At 63.6% G+C, this 15,879-nt stretch carries 16 protein-coding genes; 10 read left to right on the plus strand and 6 right to left on the minus strand.

Annotated elements, in window-relative coordinates:
* Window positions 1–142: 142 nt before the first annotated feature.
* Genes AC1Q67_RS24565 through AC1Q67_RS24575 form a run of 3 tightly spaced genes read right to left on the minus strand, consistent with a single transcriptional unit; the run spans window position 143 to window position 2,620 of the window.
* On the minus strand, window positions 143–1,012 hold the full coding sequence (locus tag AC1Q67_RS24565; RefSeq protein WP_492237801.1) for a hypothetical protein: 870 nt from the start codon (window positions 1,010–1,012) through the stop codon (window positions 143–145).
* The gene (gene scpB, locus AC1Q67_RS24570; protein WP_492237803.1) at window positions 975–1,673 is read right to left on the minus strand and encodes an SMC-Scp complex subunit ScpB; all 699 of its coding nucleotides are present in this window, start codon (window positions 1,671–1,673) and stop codon (window positions 975–977) included. Before scpB ends, AC1Q67_RS24565 begins: the two co-directional genes overlap by 38 nt.
* 2 nt (window positions 1,674–1,675) lie before the next feature.
* Window positions 1,676–2,620, minus strand: a complete 945-nt coding sequence (locus tag AC1Q67_RS24575) for a DUF1403 family protein (protein ID WP_492237804.1) — start codon at window positions 2,618–2,620, stop codon at window positions 1,676–1,678.
* Window positions 2,621–2,705: 85 nt separating this feature from the next.
* On the opposite strand from AC1Q67_RS24575, the gene AC1Q67_RS24580 reads away from it, so the two are divergent.
* Entirely contained in the window at window positions 2,706–3,884 is a 1,179-nt protein-coding gene (locus AC1Q67_RS24580; protein WP_492237874.1) for a site-specific integrase, read from the plus strand.
* A gap of 17 nt (window positions 3,885–3,901) precedes the next feature.
* Here the strand turns inward: AC1Q67_RS24580 and repC are convergent, their stop codons facing one another.
* From repC to repA, 3 genes are all read right to left on the minus strand, one after another.
* Complete coding sequence (repC, locus tag AC1Q67_RS24585) at window positions 3,902–5,422, minus strand: plasmid replication protein RepC (protein ID WP_492237806.1); 1,521 nt, start codon at window positions 5,420–5,422, stop codon at window positions 3,902–3,904.
* Window positions 5,423–5,691: 269 nt separating this feature from the next.
* The gene (gene repB, locus AC1Q67_RS24590; protein ID WP_453997969.1) at window positions 5,692–6,687 is read right to left on the minus strand and encodes a plasmid partitioning protein RepB; all 996 of its coding nucleotides are present in this window, start codon (window positions 6,685–6,687) and stop codon (window positions 5,692–5,694) included.
* A 72-nt stretch (window positions 6,688–6,759) separates the two neighbouring features.
* Window positions 6,760–7,962, minus strand: coding sequence for a plasmid partitioning protein RepA (gene repA, locus AC1Q67_RS24595; protein WP_453997998.1), 1,203 nt, complete (start codon window positions 7,960–7,962; stop codon window positions 6,760–6,762).
* A gap of 396 nt (window positions 7,963–8,358) precedes the next feature.
* Between repA and traI the strand changes: the two genes are divergently transcribed.
* From traI to trbF, 9 genes are read left to right on the plus strand one after another with little or no spacing between them, the layout of a single operon-like run.
* Window positions 8,359–8,985: an acyl-homoserine-lactone synthase gene (gene traI / locus AC1Q67_RS24600; protein ID WP_453997968.1), complete on the plus strand. Its 627-nt coding sequence runs from the start codon at window positions 8,359–8,361 to the stop codon at window positions 8,983–8,985.
* Between the two features lie 15 nt (window positions 8,986–9,000).
* Window positions 9,001–9,963: a P-type conjugative transfer ATPase TrbB gene (gene trbB / locus AC1Q67_RS24605; RefSeq protein ID WP_453997967.1), complete on the plus strand. Its 963-nt coding sequence runs from the start codon at window positions 9,001–9,003 to the stop codon at window positions 9,961–9,963.
* On the plus strand, window positions 9,953–10,312 hold the full coding sequence (locus tag AC1Q67_RS24610) for a TrbC/VirB2 family protein (RefSeq protein ID WP_492237809.1): 360 nt from the start codon (window positions 9,953–9,955) through the stop codon (window positions 10,310–10,312). Before trbB ends, AC1Q67_RS24610 begins: the two co-directional genes overlap by 11 nt.
* Window positions 10,305–10,604 carry a conjugal transfer protein TrbD gene (locus tag AC1Q67_RS24615; protein ID WP_492237811.1) on the plus strand — a complete coding sequence of 100 codons (300 nt, stop codon included), beginning with the start codon at window positions 10,305–10,307 and terminating at the stop codon, window positions 10,602–10,604. The genes AC1Q67_RS24610 and AC1Q67_RS24615 overlap by 8 nt, the downstream gene beginning before the upstream one ends.
* Window positions 10,605–10,612: 8 nt before the next feature.
* Window positions 10,613–13,051 (plus strand): conjugal transfer protein TrbE, encoded by a 2,439-nt coding sequence (locus AC1Q67_RS24620; protein ID WP_453997964.1) that lies wholly within the window; start codon window positions 10,613–10,615, stop codon window positions 13,049–13,051.
* Window positions 13,026–13,829 (plus strand): P-type conjugative transfer protein TrbJ, encoded by an 804-nt coding sequence (gene trbJ, locus AC1Q67_RS24625; protein WP_492237813.1) that lies wholly within the window; start codon window positions 13,026–13,028, stop codon window positions 13,827–13,829. The genes AC1Q67_RS24620 and trbJ overlap by 26 nt, the downstream gene beginning before the upstream one ends.
* Window positions 13,826–13,996, plus strand: a complete 171-nt coding sequence (locus AC1Q67_RS24630; protein ID WP_453997962.1) for a DUF2749 domain-containing protein — start codon at window positions 13,826–13,828, stop codon at window positions 13,994–13,996. The genes trbJ and AC1Q67_RS24630 overlap by 4 nt, the downstream gene beginning before the upstream one ends.
* A gap of 8 nt (window positions 13,997–14,004) precedes the next feature.
* The gene (gene trbL / locus AC1Q67_RS24635) at window positions 14,005–15,195 is read left to right on the plus strand and encodes a P-type conjugative transfer protein TrbL (protein ID WP_492237815.1); all 1,191 of its coding nucleotides are present in this window, start codon (window positions 14,005–14,007) and stop codon (window positions 15,193–15,195) included.
* An 18-nt stretch (window positions 15,196–15,213) separates the two neighbouring features.
* Window positions 15,214–15,876, plus strand: a complete 663-nt coding sequence (gene trbF, locus AC1Q67_RS24640) for a conjugal transfer protein TrbF (protein ID WP_492237817.1) — start codon at window positions 15,214–15,216, stop codon at window positions 15,874–15,876.
* Window positions 15,877–15,879 lie beyond the last annotated feature (3 nt).

Raw genomic sequence — 15,879 nt, forward strand, 5'->3', positions numbered from 1 at the left:
AGCTATTTTCACTGAATGGCGATTTTCAGCATTTGCTGAACATACCAGCTCTAGTGATTGCTCACCTAACGCGGCTGCGATCGGAACTTCTGCGCGACACCTATCCCCGCCAATTCCTGCTAGGACCGCCTGACTCTCGGCATCACCAGGAATCCCCGATCTCGGCCCAGAGGAGGCGATCCTGCTCGGCCTTCAGTTCTTCAAGCGTCACAAGGATCGGGTCGAGCTCGACATTGTACATCGGTAAGGGCCAGTGGCGGTATAGCGCACCGACATGGTCATGGTTGGCGGATTTGGTCGGCAGGCTTTCGGCGATCAGCCGGGCCACAAGTTCTTGCGTCAGGCGCTCCGCATCGTGCAGCGTTTCCCTCTCCTGAAACTCCACCTGACCCCAGACCTCAGCTGCGGCCTGCAGCCCCATGAGTGTGAACATGCCGCACGCGGCCATCGCCTCCACGACCTGAACCACGGCCGGCATGCGCGCCGGGAAGCCGCTGGGGTAGACGACCGGCGCATTCCAAACCGGCGTGCCATCCTCGTAAGCCTCGACGTCGGCGTAGAGCTTGCTCTCCCGCCGATAGAGGACGTCGTTTGGGACGATGTACTCGCCCATGTTGCCTTCGAGGTCGTGGGCCTTGCGCAGCGGTTCAACGGCCTTGCGGAGATCCGCCACATCCGTGAACCACCACTCCGAGAGCTGAGCGTAGATCAGCCGCTCAAGGTGACCATAGAATCGGGCGATCAGCTTGTTCAGCCTGCCGCCGACCAGCTTTTCGGGGCAGCGCACGATATCGAAGAGGATGAGGATCTTCGCGGCCTCCTCCTTGGCAAATCCCGCGAGCACTTCGGCTTCGCGCGGCTTATCTCGGAGCTCTGCAGAGGCTGACCAGAATCCCATCGCGCTGGCGTGTATGATCGGCAGGCCTTCGGCGATAAATGCGAGCCGATCGGCGGCCGACATCTGGCAAATGCGGCTAGCCTGTCTCTGTCCGATCTGCAGATTCTTCGCCATCGTCCTCGCCGTAGCCCTCTTCTTCTGCCGGCACGGGGTCCGGGAAATCCCCCGCCAGCAGCTTGTCCTTGCTGAGAAGTCCGGCGTCCTCGAGCATCTCCATGTCCGGCAGGTCGCGCAGCGTATTGAACCCGAAGTGCGACAGGAACCCGTTGGTGGTGACATAGGTGTAGGGCGCGCCGGGCTGGGGCGCGCGCGGGCCGGAGGCGATGAAACCGAGACCGCGCAGGTGGCCGATCAGGTCGCGGCTGACCTCCTTGCCGAAGAACTGGCCGAGCTCGCCGCGGGTGATCGGCTGGTAGTAGGCGATGCACATCAGGATCAGGGTCTCGTGCTGCGAGAGCGGCCGCACCTGGTCGCCCAGTCCGGTCGCGGTCCGGATCGCCGTGGCGAACACCTTGCGGGTGCGGTGCTGCCAGCCGCCGGCGACGGCGACGAGTTCGTAGGGACGGCCGCGCAGCTCGTCGCGGATGTCGTCAATGATCAGATCGATATTGCACTCCCGGCCGACCACGCGCGTCAGGACCTCGCGCGTCACGGGATCGGGCGAGGCGAAGATGACGGCCTCGACGCGGCCCATCCATTCGCGCCAGCGCAGCTCGGGCGGCAGGTCGGCGAGTTCGGTGTCGAGACCTTCCTTTTGTCGTGCGCGCCGGCCCATCGTCAGAGCCCGTAGAGTCGGAAGGTCGGACGGCCGGTCAGCTCGCGCACCGCGCCGAGCGAGACCAGGCGCTCGAACAGACGTCGGCTGGAGCGGTCGCTGGCTGATTTGCCCTGCTCGGCGGGCTGGGCATCCTCGCTCATCAGTATGGACACGGTGAGGTCGGCGTCCCTGCCGCGCAGGTTCGGCGCGACCGCGAGCAGGCGCGTCGCGCGGCGGGCGAGATCGTTATAGAGGTCGATCGCGGTGACGGCCGCCGTCGCGTAGGCCGTGCAGAGCGCGCTCATAAACACAGTCTCGCCCTCGAGATGCTGCGGCGCCTTGCGCAGGGCGCCGCGTGACAGATGCGCGGCGAGCAGCGGCACCGGCGCCTGCCAGCGAAGCTGGTGGGCGAGGACCGCGTCGGCGAGCCACAGCGGCAGCAGCCCCTCGTCCGGAAGGACACGTCCGCTCGCGGCGATGATCTCCGCGGCGGCGAGCACCGGCATGGCGTGCGCCCGGTTGGTGTGGCGGGCGGCGAGCTCGACGATCTCGATCGGCAGCGAGTTGAGCCCATGGCCGAGCGAGGGCGCCACGGCCCAGATCCACTCCTTCTCGTCGCTCGTCGCGCGTTCGCCGAGCCGGCGCCACGCATCGAGGATGCGGCCGCCGGGACCCGGATCGTCGCCCGGTTTGCGTAGATACCAGTGGTCGCGCAGCGTCGCTTCATCCTCCGTACGCCCGCCGTGGCGCGCGAGCGCGGCGGCGCAGGACAGCGCCAGGCGCTGCCGCCACAGCAGGCCGAGCTTGTGCTCGTCGCGGGCGATCGGATGCAGCGCCGCCAGCGCCGCGCCGGCGTAAAACACCGCTTCCGTGACGGTGTCGGGCGGGGCGCGCCGGCGCAGCCAGGACGGCGCCGGTGCAAAGGTCGGCGGAGGTTCGGGGAGGATTCGCGCGCGCGGGGCCATGCCGGAGCATGATTCAACGCGGCGCTTATGGCAACGAATTTCACGTCAAACCGCCGCGCCTGTCGAGAAATAAAAACGTCCGATAATCTTGCATTATCGGACGTTTTCGGCATTATATAGCGAAATGAGCCCTGACGCTCCGCGCGACCCCGCATTTGACGCCCAGGACGGCCCCGCGCCGCCTGAGAGCCCGTCGCCGGGTGTCGGTTCGTCGCCCGGAGAGAAGCCGGCCGGGGCGCAGGGCGGCCTCCCCTCCCCTCTTCCGGCCGAGCCGCCACGGCTGCCGGCGCATCTGGAGCAGCTCGCCGACCGGGCGCGCGACTACATCAAGGCGTCCAGCGCCGAGAACACCCGTCGGGCCTATGGGGCGGACTGGCGGCATTACACGGCCTGGTGCCGGCGGCAGGCCCTCGATCCCCTCCCCCCAGACGTCCAGACCATCGGGCTCTACATCACCGCCTGCGCCGCCGGGAAGGCCGGGCCGAAGCCTGACGCGGTCTCGACGATCGAGCGCCGGCTGTCGGCCCTGAGCTGGCACTTCCGCCAGCGCGGCCTCGCTTTCGACCGCCAGGACCGGCATATCGCGACCGTGCTGGCCGGCATCCGCCGCACCCACGGCCGGCCGCCGGTCAAAAAGGAGGCCGTGCTGCCCGAGGACGTCATCGCCATGCTCGAGACGTTCGATCGCGGCAGTCTGCGGGGCCTGCGCGATCGCGCCATGCTGCTGATCGGCTTCGCCGGCGGTCTGCGGCGCTCCGAGGTGGTCGGCCTCGATGTCGGGCCGGAGCAGACCGGAGACGGTAGCGGCTGGATCGAGATCCTCAAGGACGGCATGGTCGTCACCTTGCGCGGTAAAACCGGCTGGCGCGAGGTCGAGATCGGCCGCGGCTCCTCCGACGCGACCTGCCCCGTCGTCGCCCTGCAGACCTGGCTCAAGCTCGCCCGGATCGGCCACGGCCCGCTGTTCCGCCGGGTCCGCGACGGCGGAAAAGACGTCGGGCCGGACCGGCTGACCGACAAGCAAGTCGCGCGGTTGGTCAAGGCGGCCGCCCTCGCCGCCGGCGTTCGTGGCGATCTCCCGGAAGGCGACCGGGAAGGGAAGTTCGCCGGGCATTCCTTGCGCGCCGGGTTCGCGAGCTCGGCCGAGGTCGACGAACGGTACGTCCAAAAGCAACTTGGCCACGCCGCCGCCGAGCAAACCCGCGGCTATCAGCGCCGGCGGGACCGCTTCCGGGTCAATCTGACCAAAGCCGTTGGCCTCTGAGACCCGCCCGGACCCTGTCACCTGCGCGACTTCCACTGTTTGCAGAACCCGATGAAGGTCTTCTCAATGCCTGGAGCGTCCAGGCCAATATCCTTCTGCCGTGCCCAAGACCGGAACGCCTGCGCGACGACGTCGAGATCCGGCGTCGGCGCCGGGGCGTGACTGCGCACCATGTCGCCCCAGTGGGTGGAATAGATCGACCCGTCGGACGGGAACACGGCATGCCGCACGAAAGCCGACGCCGACGTTCGGAGCTCCCCACTGGGTCGCGCAACCGTCTCACCCTCCCCCGGCTTCGCCATCGCGAACAGCGACCGGGAAAGATGCAATTCGCCCTCCCGTCCGAGCTGAACGAGGCGGCGCAGATAGGCGCCAGGTTTGGCCACGCTGCCTGCGGTGGCCCGTTGGACTGTGACCGCCATAGCAGCGATTGCGAGATCTGGGCCGAGGTCCTCCTGAGCCTCCCGCCAGACCTGCGGATTGATCCCGCTGTAGGTGCAGAGTAAGCCGCCCTGGCTGCGCAGGGCGTGCCAGCTTTTGAAAGCGTCAGGCGCGATTTCGGAGACGACCGGACAGGCATCGCGGATCAGTGGCAGCGAAATGACCTGGATATCCTCGGCGAGCCGATTTGCGGCGGGACTTGAGGGCTGCCGGCCCGCTGTCGACGGATCGTTTTTTCTTTCGGTTGACTCGCCGGAGGCGGGAAATGGAATGACTCGTCGTGCGTTAGCACGACGCTGCTCATCCTTACTATTTTCAGATTCTTGAAGGTCGGCTGTAGTTAGTAGAGGTTCATATTTTGACACCGCGGTGTCAAATTTTTGAGGGGTCTGAACATCGCCATAGAGCGCCTCAGCGTCATCCCGGAGCGCTTCAAAATCGCCGACAAGAACGACGAGTTCGTCCAGCTCGCACGGCCGCCTTTCGCACAGGACATCGAGACGCGCCTGCAGATGATCCCAGGCGCCGGCGAGCTTGCGTTCGGCCGCGTTTGCGAGGATCGACCGGATCTCCTTGCGCAGGCAGGTGCGGCGGTCGGAATAGCGCTTCCACTGCTTGGCGTGATGCTCGGCCGTCTCGGCCATCGCCGACAGCTCGGCGAAGCGCACCGCGATCGGCGACAGGTCGATGCCGTAGGCTTCCGCGATCTGACCATGCTCGTCCCGGCGGCCGCGGCGCTGGTACGTCGGGTGGTCGCTGTGCGCGACCAGGCGGGCGTGGACGAGGCCTCGGAGGTGGTAGCGCACGGTATTGACCGCGACGCCCAGCTTACGCGCAAGCATCGCGTTGGACGGCCACACGATCGGCGGCCGGCCGGGCGTTTCCCAATCCGCGGCCTTTGACGACCCGAACAGAAGGTCGAGGAGGGCGATCTTCGCCGCTCCAAGACCCATCGCGGCCGCGCCGGCTTTAGCGACGCGCAAGGCGTCGATCCGCTTGACCGGGGGAGTCTTGGCTTCCCGATAGGTCCTCGCGAGCTGATGCACGCTGAGGCTCTCCGGGGTGGCCTTGCGCAGGCTGTGCGCCATATCAGTCATGGCGGCCTCCAAACGCTGGCTTATTGCGCGTGTTTAGGGGGCCGAGTTTCTTGGAGGCGAGCAACATCGTCCGCCGCCCATGGGGCGTCGTCGCAGAACTTCTGTGCATTTTCCTTCACCTATCGCTAGGCAAAAGAAATCGGCTCGCCGAAAACGACGTCGTGACGCTGGGTGACTCTTGACTGCGATTCGCGGAAATGCGATTCTCTAGGTGTCAATCTGTGAGAAGGGCTTCCGGAATTCGTTTCGGGGGCCTTTTTCTTTTGCGGTTACGGTTCCTTTCTGTTGTGCGTCGAATCCCGCTGAAACGCCTCGTAGAGGCGATCCAGGTGGTCCGAGAGGTAATCGCCGAACGCCCGTGCTTCTGCGCCCTTAGCCTTGATTGCCAGGGTGAAGCGCTTCGTGTCGGCAATGATTTCAGCCGACATCGAACTACCGGCCGGCGACCAACTGCGTTTCTCTGCGCCTGACCGTTTTCGCTTCGACGGTCGACCCGCTTTGAGGCGCTGCACGAGCCGATCGAACCGGCTTTCGCTAGAAAGCTCCCGGAAGGCGTCTTCCCCGATCACGTCAAGTGCAAGATCGTGATTGGACGGCTTGTCCATCAGGAGCTTGAGCTCATACCACCGGTCGCGGCCAATGGCCTTGGCTTCGCCAACGGCGTCCAGGATGGCAGCGGGGAGGCCCGCCACGGACAGCATCTTAGACAGCGTCGTCCGGTCGACGGATAGGGCCTTCAGAACAATGGCGTTGTCCTCGTCATGCTTGAGGCGCGCCACGCCGGCCGCGAACAGCGCACGCTCGATAAACGGAACGTCAGCACGTGCGGAGTTCTCTTGCCCGAGCGTGATGATGTGCTCGCGGTCGGCGATATCCTTCACTACAGCCCGCACCTTGCGGCCGAGCGTCTTTGCGACCCGGATGCGGCGGTGGCCGAAAACAGCCATGTAGCGCCCAGGCGACGTCGGGTGAGGACGGACCTGAATCGGGGAGTTCTGACCGTTCTCGCGGATCGCCTCCAGGAGTTCTTCGAACTCCTTCTCGTCCTCGGTTCTACGATCACGGACGAACGAAGCGTCGACCAGGTCCGGGTCGAGCTCAACGATGGTCTCGCCGGCGGCCAGTTGGTCCGCGCGCGCTGCCATCTCGTCCAGCGTGTTCAGGATCGTGCGGGATGCGCCTTTGGCGGCATACTCGACAGCGGTTCGATCCGCCGGCTTGGCGTCGTCATTCAGAAGTTTGGCGAAGGGGTTTTTACGGGCCATCGGCAAGTCCCCTGAATTTGCCTATCGGGTTGAAAATGCCTCTCTTTTTCCCTGTTTTGACGGCAGTCAACATCACAACCGCCCCCATGCGCGATGGATCAGGCCCTGGATCTCAAAGTTGACCGCGTCGAGGGCTTCGATCGCACGGTCATAGGTCTCTCGGTTGAAGCTCGCGCGCTCGACCTCGTACAGCGTTTGCTTCGTTAGGCCTGCGTCGGAAATCGCCGTGGACTTCACCATTGGGTGCTTCAGAATTTCCTCGGCCAGCATCGACTGCATGAAGCCGAGCATTTGGGTTTGCGGCACGTCAGTCGGCTCGTATCGGGTGATCAGGTAGCGCAGCCAGTCGATTTTGACCGGTGCCCCGCTTTTTCTGATCGATTTGACGAAGTTGCCGAGCATAAGCAGGAACTGGCTCATCGACATCAAATCCAGCATCTGCGGATGGACCGTCACCAGTACCGACGTCGAGGCAGTAAGGGCGGTGAGCGTGAGAAAACCGAGTTGTGGGGGACAATCGACCACGACGATGTCTATCCGGTCGTCAATCTCGGATAGCGAGTGGCCTAGCCGGTTGTAAAACCGCTTGCCCTCCACCCTCTTTTCCGCAGCTTCAGCTTGCATCGCCAAAGGCGTTTCAAACTCGAATTCTTGCAGCTCAAGGTTCGCTGGGATGATCTGCAGGAGCGGAAAGTTCGTGGGAGAAATGATATCGGCGATCGGTCGGCGCTGCTCGTCGTATCGGATGGCGTCAAAGAGGGAGGGGTTGCCATCAAGCTCCGGCTGGAACCCGTGCAGAGCCGAAAGCGATGCTTGCGGGTCGAGATCAATTGCCAGCACGCGATGGCCGGTCAGCGCAAGGTGCTGTGCGAGATGGGCGGCCGTCGTCGTCTTACCGGAGCCGCCCTTGAAGTTGACGACCGCGATGACTTGCAGCTTCTCGCCCGGTTTCCGCCACGGGACGTACTTCTTGGAATCGGACCGACCGTTCTTGTCGAGGTAGTGACGGAGTTCCGTCATTTGCTCGGCTGTATAGAAACGCCGACCGCCTGTTTCTTGCAGCGGCTCCGGTCCCTTACCCTCCAAATGAAGTCGCTTCAGATTGTTAGGGGTGATTCCCAGATAGTGAGCAACCTCCGCCATTGGGAAACGCCGAAGGGTCTTCTTCGCATCGGGCGGAAATTTTTCGTTTCGGAGCTGGTCGAGGCGGCGGGAGATTTCGGCGCCTTGCGCCAAAATCTTCTCGTCAAACTCGAAAGGCGGAAGCGCACCCATTTCAATCGGCTCCGAGAACAAAATGGCGCCAGAATGCGGCATCTGGCCCAATCTGGCGCCAGTATGTGCGATTCTCCTCCTGTGGCAAGGAGAATAGGGTTAACGAAACCTTAACGGCGCGGTCTCAGGCGATCGATCGGTCAAAGCAAACCCCTTATAATTCGACGATATCTCAATCACTTGCCGAGCATGGACGACGCGCGTGCTGACCATCGAACACCTGTCGGATTCGACGGGTTTTCGATGCCGCTTCCGCGATAGACCACGCTCGCTTCGTCTGCGCTCAGCATCCATTCGCGCGACTCAGCCCAGCGACACCTGTCGGATTCGACGGTCTGACAGTTCGAAACCCGCGTGTTGCTCTCGCCGCCTGCAACCGAAACGGCGGGGGGCGCGATGCGGGCAATTGCAATCAGACCGGAAGACAGGGGGACGCTCGGCGATCTGATCGCCGAGATGCACCGCCTGAGAGCAAAGGTGTTCGGCGGACGGCTGGGGTGGGATGTCGAGATCGAGGACGGGGTGGAGACCGACGGTTTCGATCGACTGAACCCGGTCTACATTCTCGTGGTCGCCGAGCGGGGGCTGGTGCTGGGGTGCGCCCGGCTCCTGCCGGCGACCGGACCGACTATGCTGGCCGACGCCTTTCCGCAGCTCCTGGCCGGCGGACGGCTCGAAGCCCATCCCCGGATGATCGAAAGCTCCCGCTTCTGCGTCGACACCGGCGCAGTCGAGGCGGTGACGGCGCGTGGCCTGCACCGCGCAACCCTGACGCTGTTCGCGGCAATCATCGAATGGTCGATGGGGGCGGGCTACCGGGAGATCGTCACCGCGACCGACGTGCGGTTCGAGCGGCTGTTGCACCGGGCGCGATGGCCGATGCGGCGCCTCGGCGAGCCGCGGATGATCGGCGAGACGCTGAGCGTCGCCGGCGCTCTTCCGGCCGATGATGCCAGCTTCGCGACGGTCCGGCCGCCGGGCTACCGCTCCGACCTCGGCGGTCTCCGCCAGGCGGCGGCATAGAGCGGGAGGCGTTCCGTGCAACTACGCTCCCATCCGCGTCTCGTCCGCAAGCTGCAGGAGGCGCTCGGCGACACGATCTGCACGGCGCTCGACGATCCGAGCGTGGTCGAAGTGATGTGCAATCCCGACGGCCATCTGTTCGTCGAGCGGCTAGGGCAGGGGATCGCCCGCGTCGGCCAGATGAGCAACGCCGCGGCCGAGATCATCATCGGCAGTGTCGCGCATGCCCTCAACTCTGAGGTCGACGACGAACGTCCGATCGTGTCCGGCGAGCTGCCGATCGGCGCTCACCGCTTCGAAGGACTGTTGCCTCCGGTCGTGTCCGGACCGGCCTTTGCGATCCGCCGGCGCGCCTCGCAAGTGATCCCGCTCGCCGCTTATGTGCGCGACCGGATCATGACGGAGCCGCAGGCGCGCATGATCCGCAACGCCGTGACGTCACGGATGAACATTGTCATCTCCGGCGGCACCGGCTCCGGCAAGACGACGCTCACCAACGCGGTCATCGCTGAGATGGTCGCCTCCGCGCCCGACCATCGCATCGTCATCCTCGAGGACACGGCCGAGCTGCAATGCGTCGCCGACAATGCGGTCGCCCTGCATACGACCGACACCATCGACATGGGCCGCCTGTTGAAGTCGACGATGCGGCTGCGACCGGATCGCATCGTCGTCGGCGAGGTCCGCGATGGTGCCGCGCTCACCCTTCTGAAAGCGTGGAACACCGGCCACCCGGGCGGCATCACCACGATCCACGCGAATTCAGCGCAATCGGCGCTCACGCGCCTCGAGCAGCTCACGGCGGAGGCGAGCCAGCAGCCGATGCAAGTGGTGATCGGCGAAGCTGTCGACCTTATCGTCTCGATCGAGAAGACAGCGCGCGGCCGCATCGTGCGCGACATTCTCCATGTCGAGGGCTTCGCCCGCGGCGAATATCAAATCCAATCCTGCCGGGAGGAGGAGCAACGTGTCGCTTGAACGTCGCCTTGCGCTTGGTTTCGTCACATGCGTCGCGTTGGTCATTGCTGCGCAACCCGCATTGGCGGGCGGGGGAGGGGGCCTGCCTTGGGAGGGGCCGCTCCAGCAGATCCAGCAATCGATCACCGGGCCGGTCGCAGGCTTCATTGCGTTGGCGGCCGTCGCGGTCGCCGGCGGCATGCTGATCTTCGGCGGCGAGCTGAACGATTTCGCGCGGCGGCTCATGTACGTCGTGCTGGTCGCCGGCATCCTGCTCGGCGCAACACAGATTGTCGGCTTGTTCGGCGCATCCGGCGCATCGATCGGCACCGTCGAGGCCAGCGAGCAGCAGGATCTGCCGCATGGCTGAGAGGTTCTCCAATCTGCATCCGTCGCGGATTCATCGCGCACTGTCACGTCCGAATCTGCTGCTTGGCGCCGACCGCGAGTTGGTACTGATGACCGGTCTCGCCGCCGTCATCCTGATTTTCGTGGTGTTGACCTGGTTCTCGGTCTTGCTCGGGCTCCTCGTGTGGAGCGGCATCGTCGGCATCCTGCGCATGATGGCGAAGGTCGACCCGATGATGCGGCAGGTGTACCTGCGGCACATCCGTTACCAGCCGCGCTATCGCCCAACGTCAACTCCCTGGCGCAAGTACTGAGGCTGACGATGGTGGCGTTGCGCGACTTTCGACATCGTGGACCGTCCTTTGCGGACTTGCTGCCGTATGCCGGTCTCGTTGCGCCGGGCGTGCTTCTCCTCAAAGACGGCTCATTGATGGCGGGTTGGTACTTCGCCGGGCCCGACAGCGAAAGCTCGACCGATGTGGAGCGCAACGAGATCTCACGGCTGATCAACGCGGTGCTTGCGCGGCTCGGCTCGGGATGGATGATTCAGGTTGAGGCTGTGCGCGTGCCGGCGCAGGCCTATCCCGCGCGCGAGGACAGCCACTTTCCCGATCCGGTGACACGCGCGATCGACAATGAACGCCGCCGGCGCTTCGAGGCCGAGAGCGGACATTTCGAAAGCGAACACGCCCTGATCCTGACCTATCGGCCGCCCGAGCGGCGCAAGTCGGGTTTGGCGCGCTATGTCTATTCCGACGACGAAAGCCGCTCGACATCCTTTGCCGACAAGACGCTCGAAACCTTCCTGACTTCGATCCGCGAGGTCGAGCAATATCTCGGCAACGTGTTGTCGATCCGGCGCATGCAAACGCAGGAGGTCGAGGACGAGGGCAGCGTGCGCCGCGCACGCTATGACGAACTGTTTCAGTTCGTGCGCTTCTGCATCACCGGCGAGAATCATCCGATCCGGCTTCCCGAGATTCCGATGTATCTCGATTTCGTAGTGACGGCCGAATTCCACCACGGCCTGTCGCCGATGGTCGACGAGCGCTATCTCGCCGTGATCGGCATTGACGGCTTTCCGGCCGAGAGCTGGCCGGGCATTCTCAACGCGCTCGATCTCATGCCGCTCACCTACCGCTGGTCGAGCCGCTTCATGTTCCTGGACGACCAGGAAGCGCGCGTCCGTCTCGAGCGCACGCGCAAGAAGTGGCAGCAGAAGGTTCGGCCGTTCTTCGATCAGCTCTTCCAGACGAATTCGCGGTCGATCGATCAGGATGCGGTCCTGATGGTCGCCGAAACCGAAGACGCAATCGGCCAGGCGTCGTCGGGCCTCGTCGCCTACGGATATTACACGCCGGTCGTCGTCATTTTCGACAGCGAGGAGCGCCGCCTGCGCGAGAAGGCCGAAGCAGTGCGGCGCCTCATCCAGGCGGAAGGTTTTGGCGCGCGGATCGAGACGTTGAACGCGACGGAAGCGTTTCTCGGCTCACTGCCGGGCAATTGGTACGCCAACATCCGCGAACCGCTCATCAGCACCCGCAACCTCGCCGACCTCATTCCGCTCAACGCGGTCTGGTCCGGCAGCCAGATCGCGCCCTGTCCGTTCTATCCGCCGGGCGCGCCGCCGCTGATGCAGGTCGCCTCCGGCTCGACCCCTTTCCGGCTGAACCTGCATGTGGATGACGTCGGCCATACCTTGGTGTTCGGTCCGACGGGGTCGGGCAAGTCGACGCTTCTCGCGCTGATCGCCGCGCAGTTTCGGCGTTATGCCGGCGCGCAGCTTTTCTGCTTCGACAAAGGTCGATCTATGTTTCCGCTGACGGTGGCGGCGAGCGGCGACCACTATGACGTCGGGGCAGGGGAGGGCCTGTCGTTCTGCCCGCTCGCCGAGCTTGAGGACGACACGGATCGCGCCTGGGCGGCCGAGTGGATCGAGACGCTGGTGGCGTTGCAGGGCGTCAAGGTGACGCCGGATCATCGCAACGCCATCGCGCGGCAGATCGCGCTAATGGCGAACGCGCGCGGGCGCTCGCTGTCGGATTTCGTGTCCGGCGTTCAGCTCCGCGAGATCAAGGACGCGTTGCATTCCTACACGGTTGATGGACCGATGGGTCATCTGCTCGACGCCGAGCAGGACGGCCTGTTGATGTCGGAGTTTCAGACTTTCGAGATCGAGCAGCTCATGAACATGGGCGAGCGCAATCTCGTTCCGGTCCTGCTTTATCTTTTTCGCCGCATCGAGAAGCGTCTTACCGGTGCGCCGAGCCTCATCATCCTCGATGAGGCATGGTTGATGTTGGGTCACCCGACATTCCGCGACAAGATCAGGGAGTGGTTGAAAGTCTTGCGCAAGGCGAATTGCGCGGTCGTCCTCGCGACGCAGTCGATCTCCGACGCGGAGCGTTCGGGTATCATCGACGTCCTTAAGGAGTCCTGCCCGACGAAGATCTGCCTGCCGAATGGCGGGGCGCGTGAGACCGGAACGCGCGAGTTTTACGAGCGCATCGGTTTCAACGAGCGGCAGATCGAGATTGTGGCAACTGCAATCCCTAAGCGGGAATACTACGTCGTTTCGCCCGTCGGTCGGCGTCTCTTCGACATGGCGCTCGGTCCGGTGACGCTCGCCTTCGTTGGCGCAACCGGAAAGGATGATCTCGCTCGGATTGGTGAACTTCGCCAAGCGCATGGTCCCGATTGGCCGGCAGGATGGTTGCAAGCAAGAGGAGTGGTTGATGCTGAGACGCTTCTTTCAGCGTAATGCCGTGATTGCTGCTACTTTTGCCGGCGCAATAGCCGCCACGCCTGCGGCGGCCGGTGGAGGCGGCGTGATTGGTGGGGGCGCAACCGAATGGACGCAGCTTCTCAACAATTCCGAATTGATTGCGGTGGTCGGCAAATCGACTGAACAGATCAATAATCAAATCACGCAGATCACACAGCTCGCCCAACAGATTCAAAACCAGCTTCGAATCTATGAGAACATGCTGCAAAATACCGCGCAGCTTCCCCAGCACATTTGGGGACAAGTCGAAAGAGATCTCAACCAGTTGCGCAATATCGTCGGACAGGGGCAGGGTATCGCCTTTTCGATGGGAAATGCCGACGATGTCCTGAAACAACGATTCAAGAGCTATGCCGATTTCAAGACCAATCTGCCGACAGGTTCGACTTTCTCGTCGACCTGGCAGAATTGGTCGACGACGAATCGCGACACGATCGGCGCGAGCTTGAAGGCGGCAGGGCTGACCTCGGATCATTTCACGTCGGAAGAAGCGACGATGGGCGAGCTTCGTAGCATGTCGCAAACGGCCGATGGTCAGATGAAGGCCCTGCAGGTAGGCCATCAGATCGCCGCCCAGCAGGTGGCACAGACCCAGAAACTACGCGCACTATTCTCGCAACAAGTGACGATGATGGGCACCTGGTTTCAATCGCAGCAAGCCAAGGATGATCTCGCGCAGGCACGCCGCGACCAGTTCTTTACCTCAAGCTCGCCCTCGACATCGGGCGGGCAGACGATGGAGCCGCGCTGGTGAGGCCGCTCCATCTCGTCGTCATTATCACAATTGTCGTGCTCGCCGGCGGCGGACTGTGGTTGGGATTCGCCCCATCTCCAAGCCAGAAGCCATCCGGATTCTTCGAGGCAAAGCCTGACTACGACACAACCGGCGGACAGCCCATGCGGCCGCGCTGGAAGGATTGAGGACGGTCATGCCGACAATGCGACGTGTTTTGCTGCCGATCGCCGTAGTGCTTCTGCTCGTATCTCCGGCGCTGGCGCAGGATGGCAGTCTGTTGACCAATCTTGAGAACGAGGTGGTCGCGGCGGCGCGCGGTTGGGAGACGACGATCCTGCAGGCGGCACGCTCGCTGTTCTGGATCCTCGCCGGTATCGAAATCGGTATCGCCGCAGTCTGGCTTGCGCTGCAAGCGGCCTCGCTCGATAGCTGGTTCAGCGAGCTTGTACGGCGTATTCTCTTCATTGGTTTGTTCGCATTCATCCTTGAACGCGGCCCAAGCTTCGCCAAGGCTGTGGTCGACAGTCTGTTCCAGATCGGCGCCGGTGGCGGCGCAGCCAGTCCCGCGAACGTCTTCAACGCCGGACTCAAGGTCGCGTCCGCATTGTCGTCGAAGGCGCAATTCGGATTGTTCCAGGACAATGCGCTCGCGATCGCCGCCGTGTTTGCCATGATCGTCGTGGTGGTCGCCTTCGCGTTGGTGGCGGCGATCTTCGTGGCAGTGATGGTGGAGATGTATGTGGGGCTTCTTGCCGGCATGATCATGCTTGGCCTCGGTGGAAGCTCGTTCACCAAAGATTTTGCCGTGCGCTATCTCATCTATGCGTTCTCTGTCGGCATGAAGTTGATGGCGCTGGTGATGATCGCGCGCATCGGGTCGGAGGTCCTGGTCAACCTTGCGAACTCGCCGTCAACCGGCGACCAGTTTCTGTCGACGCTCGCAATCGCTGGCATCTCGGTCGTCGTGTTCATGATCGCGATGTACGTTCCGAACATCATTCAGGGCGTGGTGCAGGGTGCGTCGGTCTCGAGCGGCATGGAAGCGATACGGGCTGGCAGCCAAACGGCCGCGTTCGCCGCGGGCGCGGGTTCGATGGCGGCTGGCGCAGCCTCGCTCGGCGCTGGAGCGGCGCGGATGGGCGCTGCGAGTTATGCCGACGCGCGCACAGGCGGCGCTTCCTTCGGGGCGGCGGCGCTCAGGGGGATGAGCGACGCAATCGGCGCCGCGGGCGGCGCCTTGTCGTCCGCGGCGCGCGACAAAGCGATCGGCGTTCCGGGAACGTGGGGTGCATCAACGCTCGGGCTCGCGAACGCGAAGCTCGACGAGCGGAGAAACAGGTCCTCGTCGGGGCAGCGCAACAACAATGCCGACGAACGCCAATAGGGGCAGCGAGGGTGGGGGATGGCGATACAGACGACACCGGAGAATCCGTATCTCGCGGCACGCCAGGAGTGGAATGAGCGCTACGGCTCCTATGTGAAAGCCGCGGCCGCGTGGCGGATCGTCGGAATTACCGGCATGGCTCTGGCGGTGATCAGCACATCCTACGCGCTCTATCAGAGCACCCAGGTCAAGCTGGTCCCTTACATTATAGAAGTCGACAAACTTGGCAGCGCCGTGACAGCGGGCCTTCCGCAACAGATCGAATATGCCGACGCCCGCGTGGTACGAGCAACACTGGCGGGTTTCGTCAGTAATTTTAGATCGGTCTCACCGGATACGGCAGTCCAGAAGCAATATATCGACCGGACCTATGCGCTGCTGCGCACCGCCGATCCGGCGACCGAGAAGGTCAATGCCTGGTTTCGTGCGAACTCGCCATTCAACAAGGCGCGTACCGCAACCGTCTCGGTCGAGGTCAGCAACGTGGTCGCGCTGTCGAACCAGAGCTACCAAGTCGATTGGGCTGAGATCGAGCGCGACCGTCGCGGCAAGGAGCTCTCGACGCGGCGCTTTCGCGGTGTTGCCACGGTGACGCTGGCGCCACCCCAGGATGAGCAGACCATTCGCCTCAATCCCATCGGCCTTTACCTAAGGGACTTTGATTGGACGGCACAATTATGAGCA

This window comes from Afipia sp. GW823-FHT06G09, assembly GCF_058794875.1.

What these genes read in the sequence shown, in the direction of transcription:
- AC1Q67_RS24615 (WP_492237811.1), top strand. Translation starts at nt 10,305, where the DNA reads ATGGCTGAGAGGTTCTCCAATCTGCATCCGTCGCGGATTCATCGCGCA.
- AC1Q67_RS24575 (WP_492237804.1), bottom strand. Translation starts at nt 2,620, where the DNA reads ATGGCCCCGCGCGCGCGAATCCTCCCCGAACCTCCGCCGACCTTTGCA.
- trbF (WP_492237817.1), top strand. Translation starts at nt 15,214, where the DNA reads ATGGCGATACAGACGACACCGGAGAATCCGTATCTCGCGGCACGCCAG.
- trbJ (WP_492237813.1), top strand. Translation starts at nt 13,026, where the DNA reads ATGCTGAGACGCTTCTTTCAGCGTAATGCCGTGATTGCTGCTACTTTT.
- repA (WP_453997998.1), bottom strand. Translation starts at nt 7,962, where the DNA reads ATGGGTGCGCTTCCGCCTTTCGAGTTTGACGAGAAGATTTTGGCGCAA.
- scpB (WP_492237803.1), bottom strand. Translation starts at nt 1,673, where the DNA reads ATGGGCCGGCGCGCACGACAAAAGGAAGGTCTCGACACCGAACTCGCC.
- repB (WP_453997969.1), bottom strand. Translation starts at nt 6,687, where the DNA reads ATGGCCCGTAAAAACCCCTTCGCCAAACTTCTGAATGACGACGCCAAG.
- AC1Q67_RS24620 (WP_453997964.1), top strand. Translation starts at nt 10,613, where the DNA reads ATGGTGGCGTTGCGCGACTTTCGACATCGTGGACCGTCCTTTGCGGAC.
- traI (WP_453997968.1), top strand. Translation starts at nt 8,359, where the DNA reads ATGCGGGCAATTGCAATCAGACCGGAAGACAGGGGGACGCTCGGCGAT.
- AC1Q67_RS24565 (WP_492237801.1), bottom strand. Translation starts at nt 1,012, where the DNA reads ATGGCGAAGAATCTGCAGATCGGACAGAGACAGGCTAGCCGCATTTGC.
- repC (WP_492237806.1), bottom strand. Translation starts at nt 5,422, where the DNA reads ATGACTGATATGGCGCACAGCCTGCGCAAGGCCACCCCGGAGAGCCTC.
- trbL (WP_492237815.1), top strand. Translation starts at nt 14,005, where the DNA reads ATGCCGACAATGCGACGTGTTTTGCTGCCGATCGCCGTAGTGCTTCTG.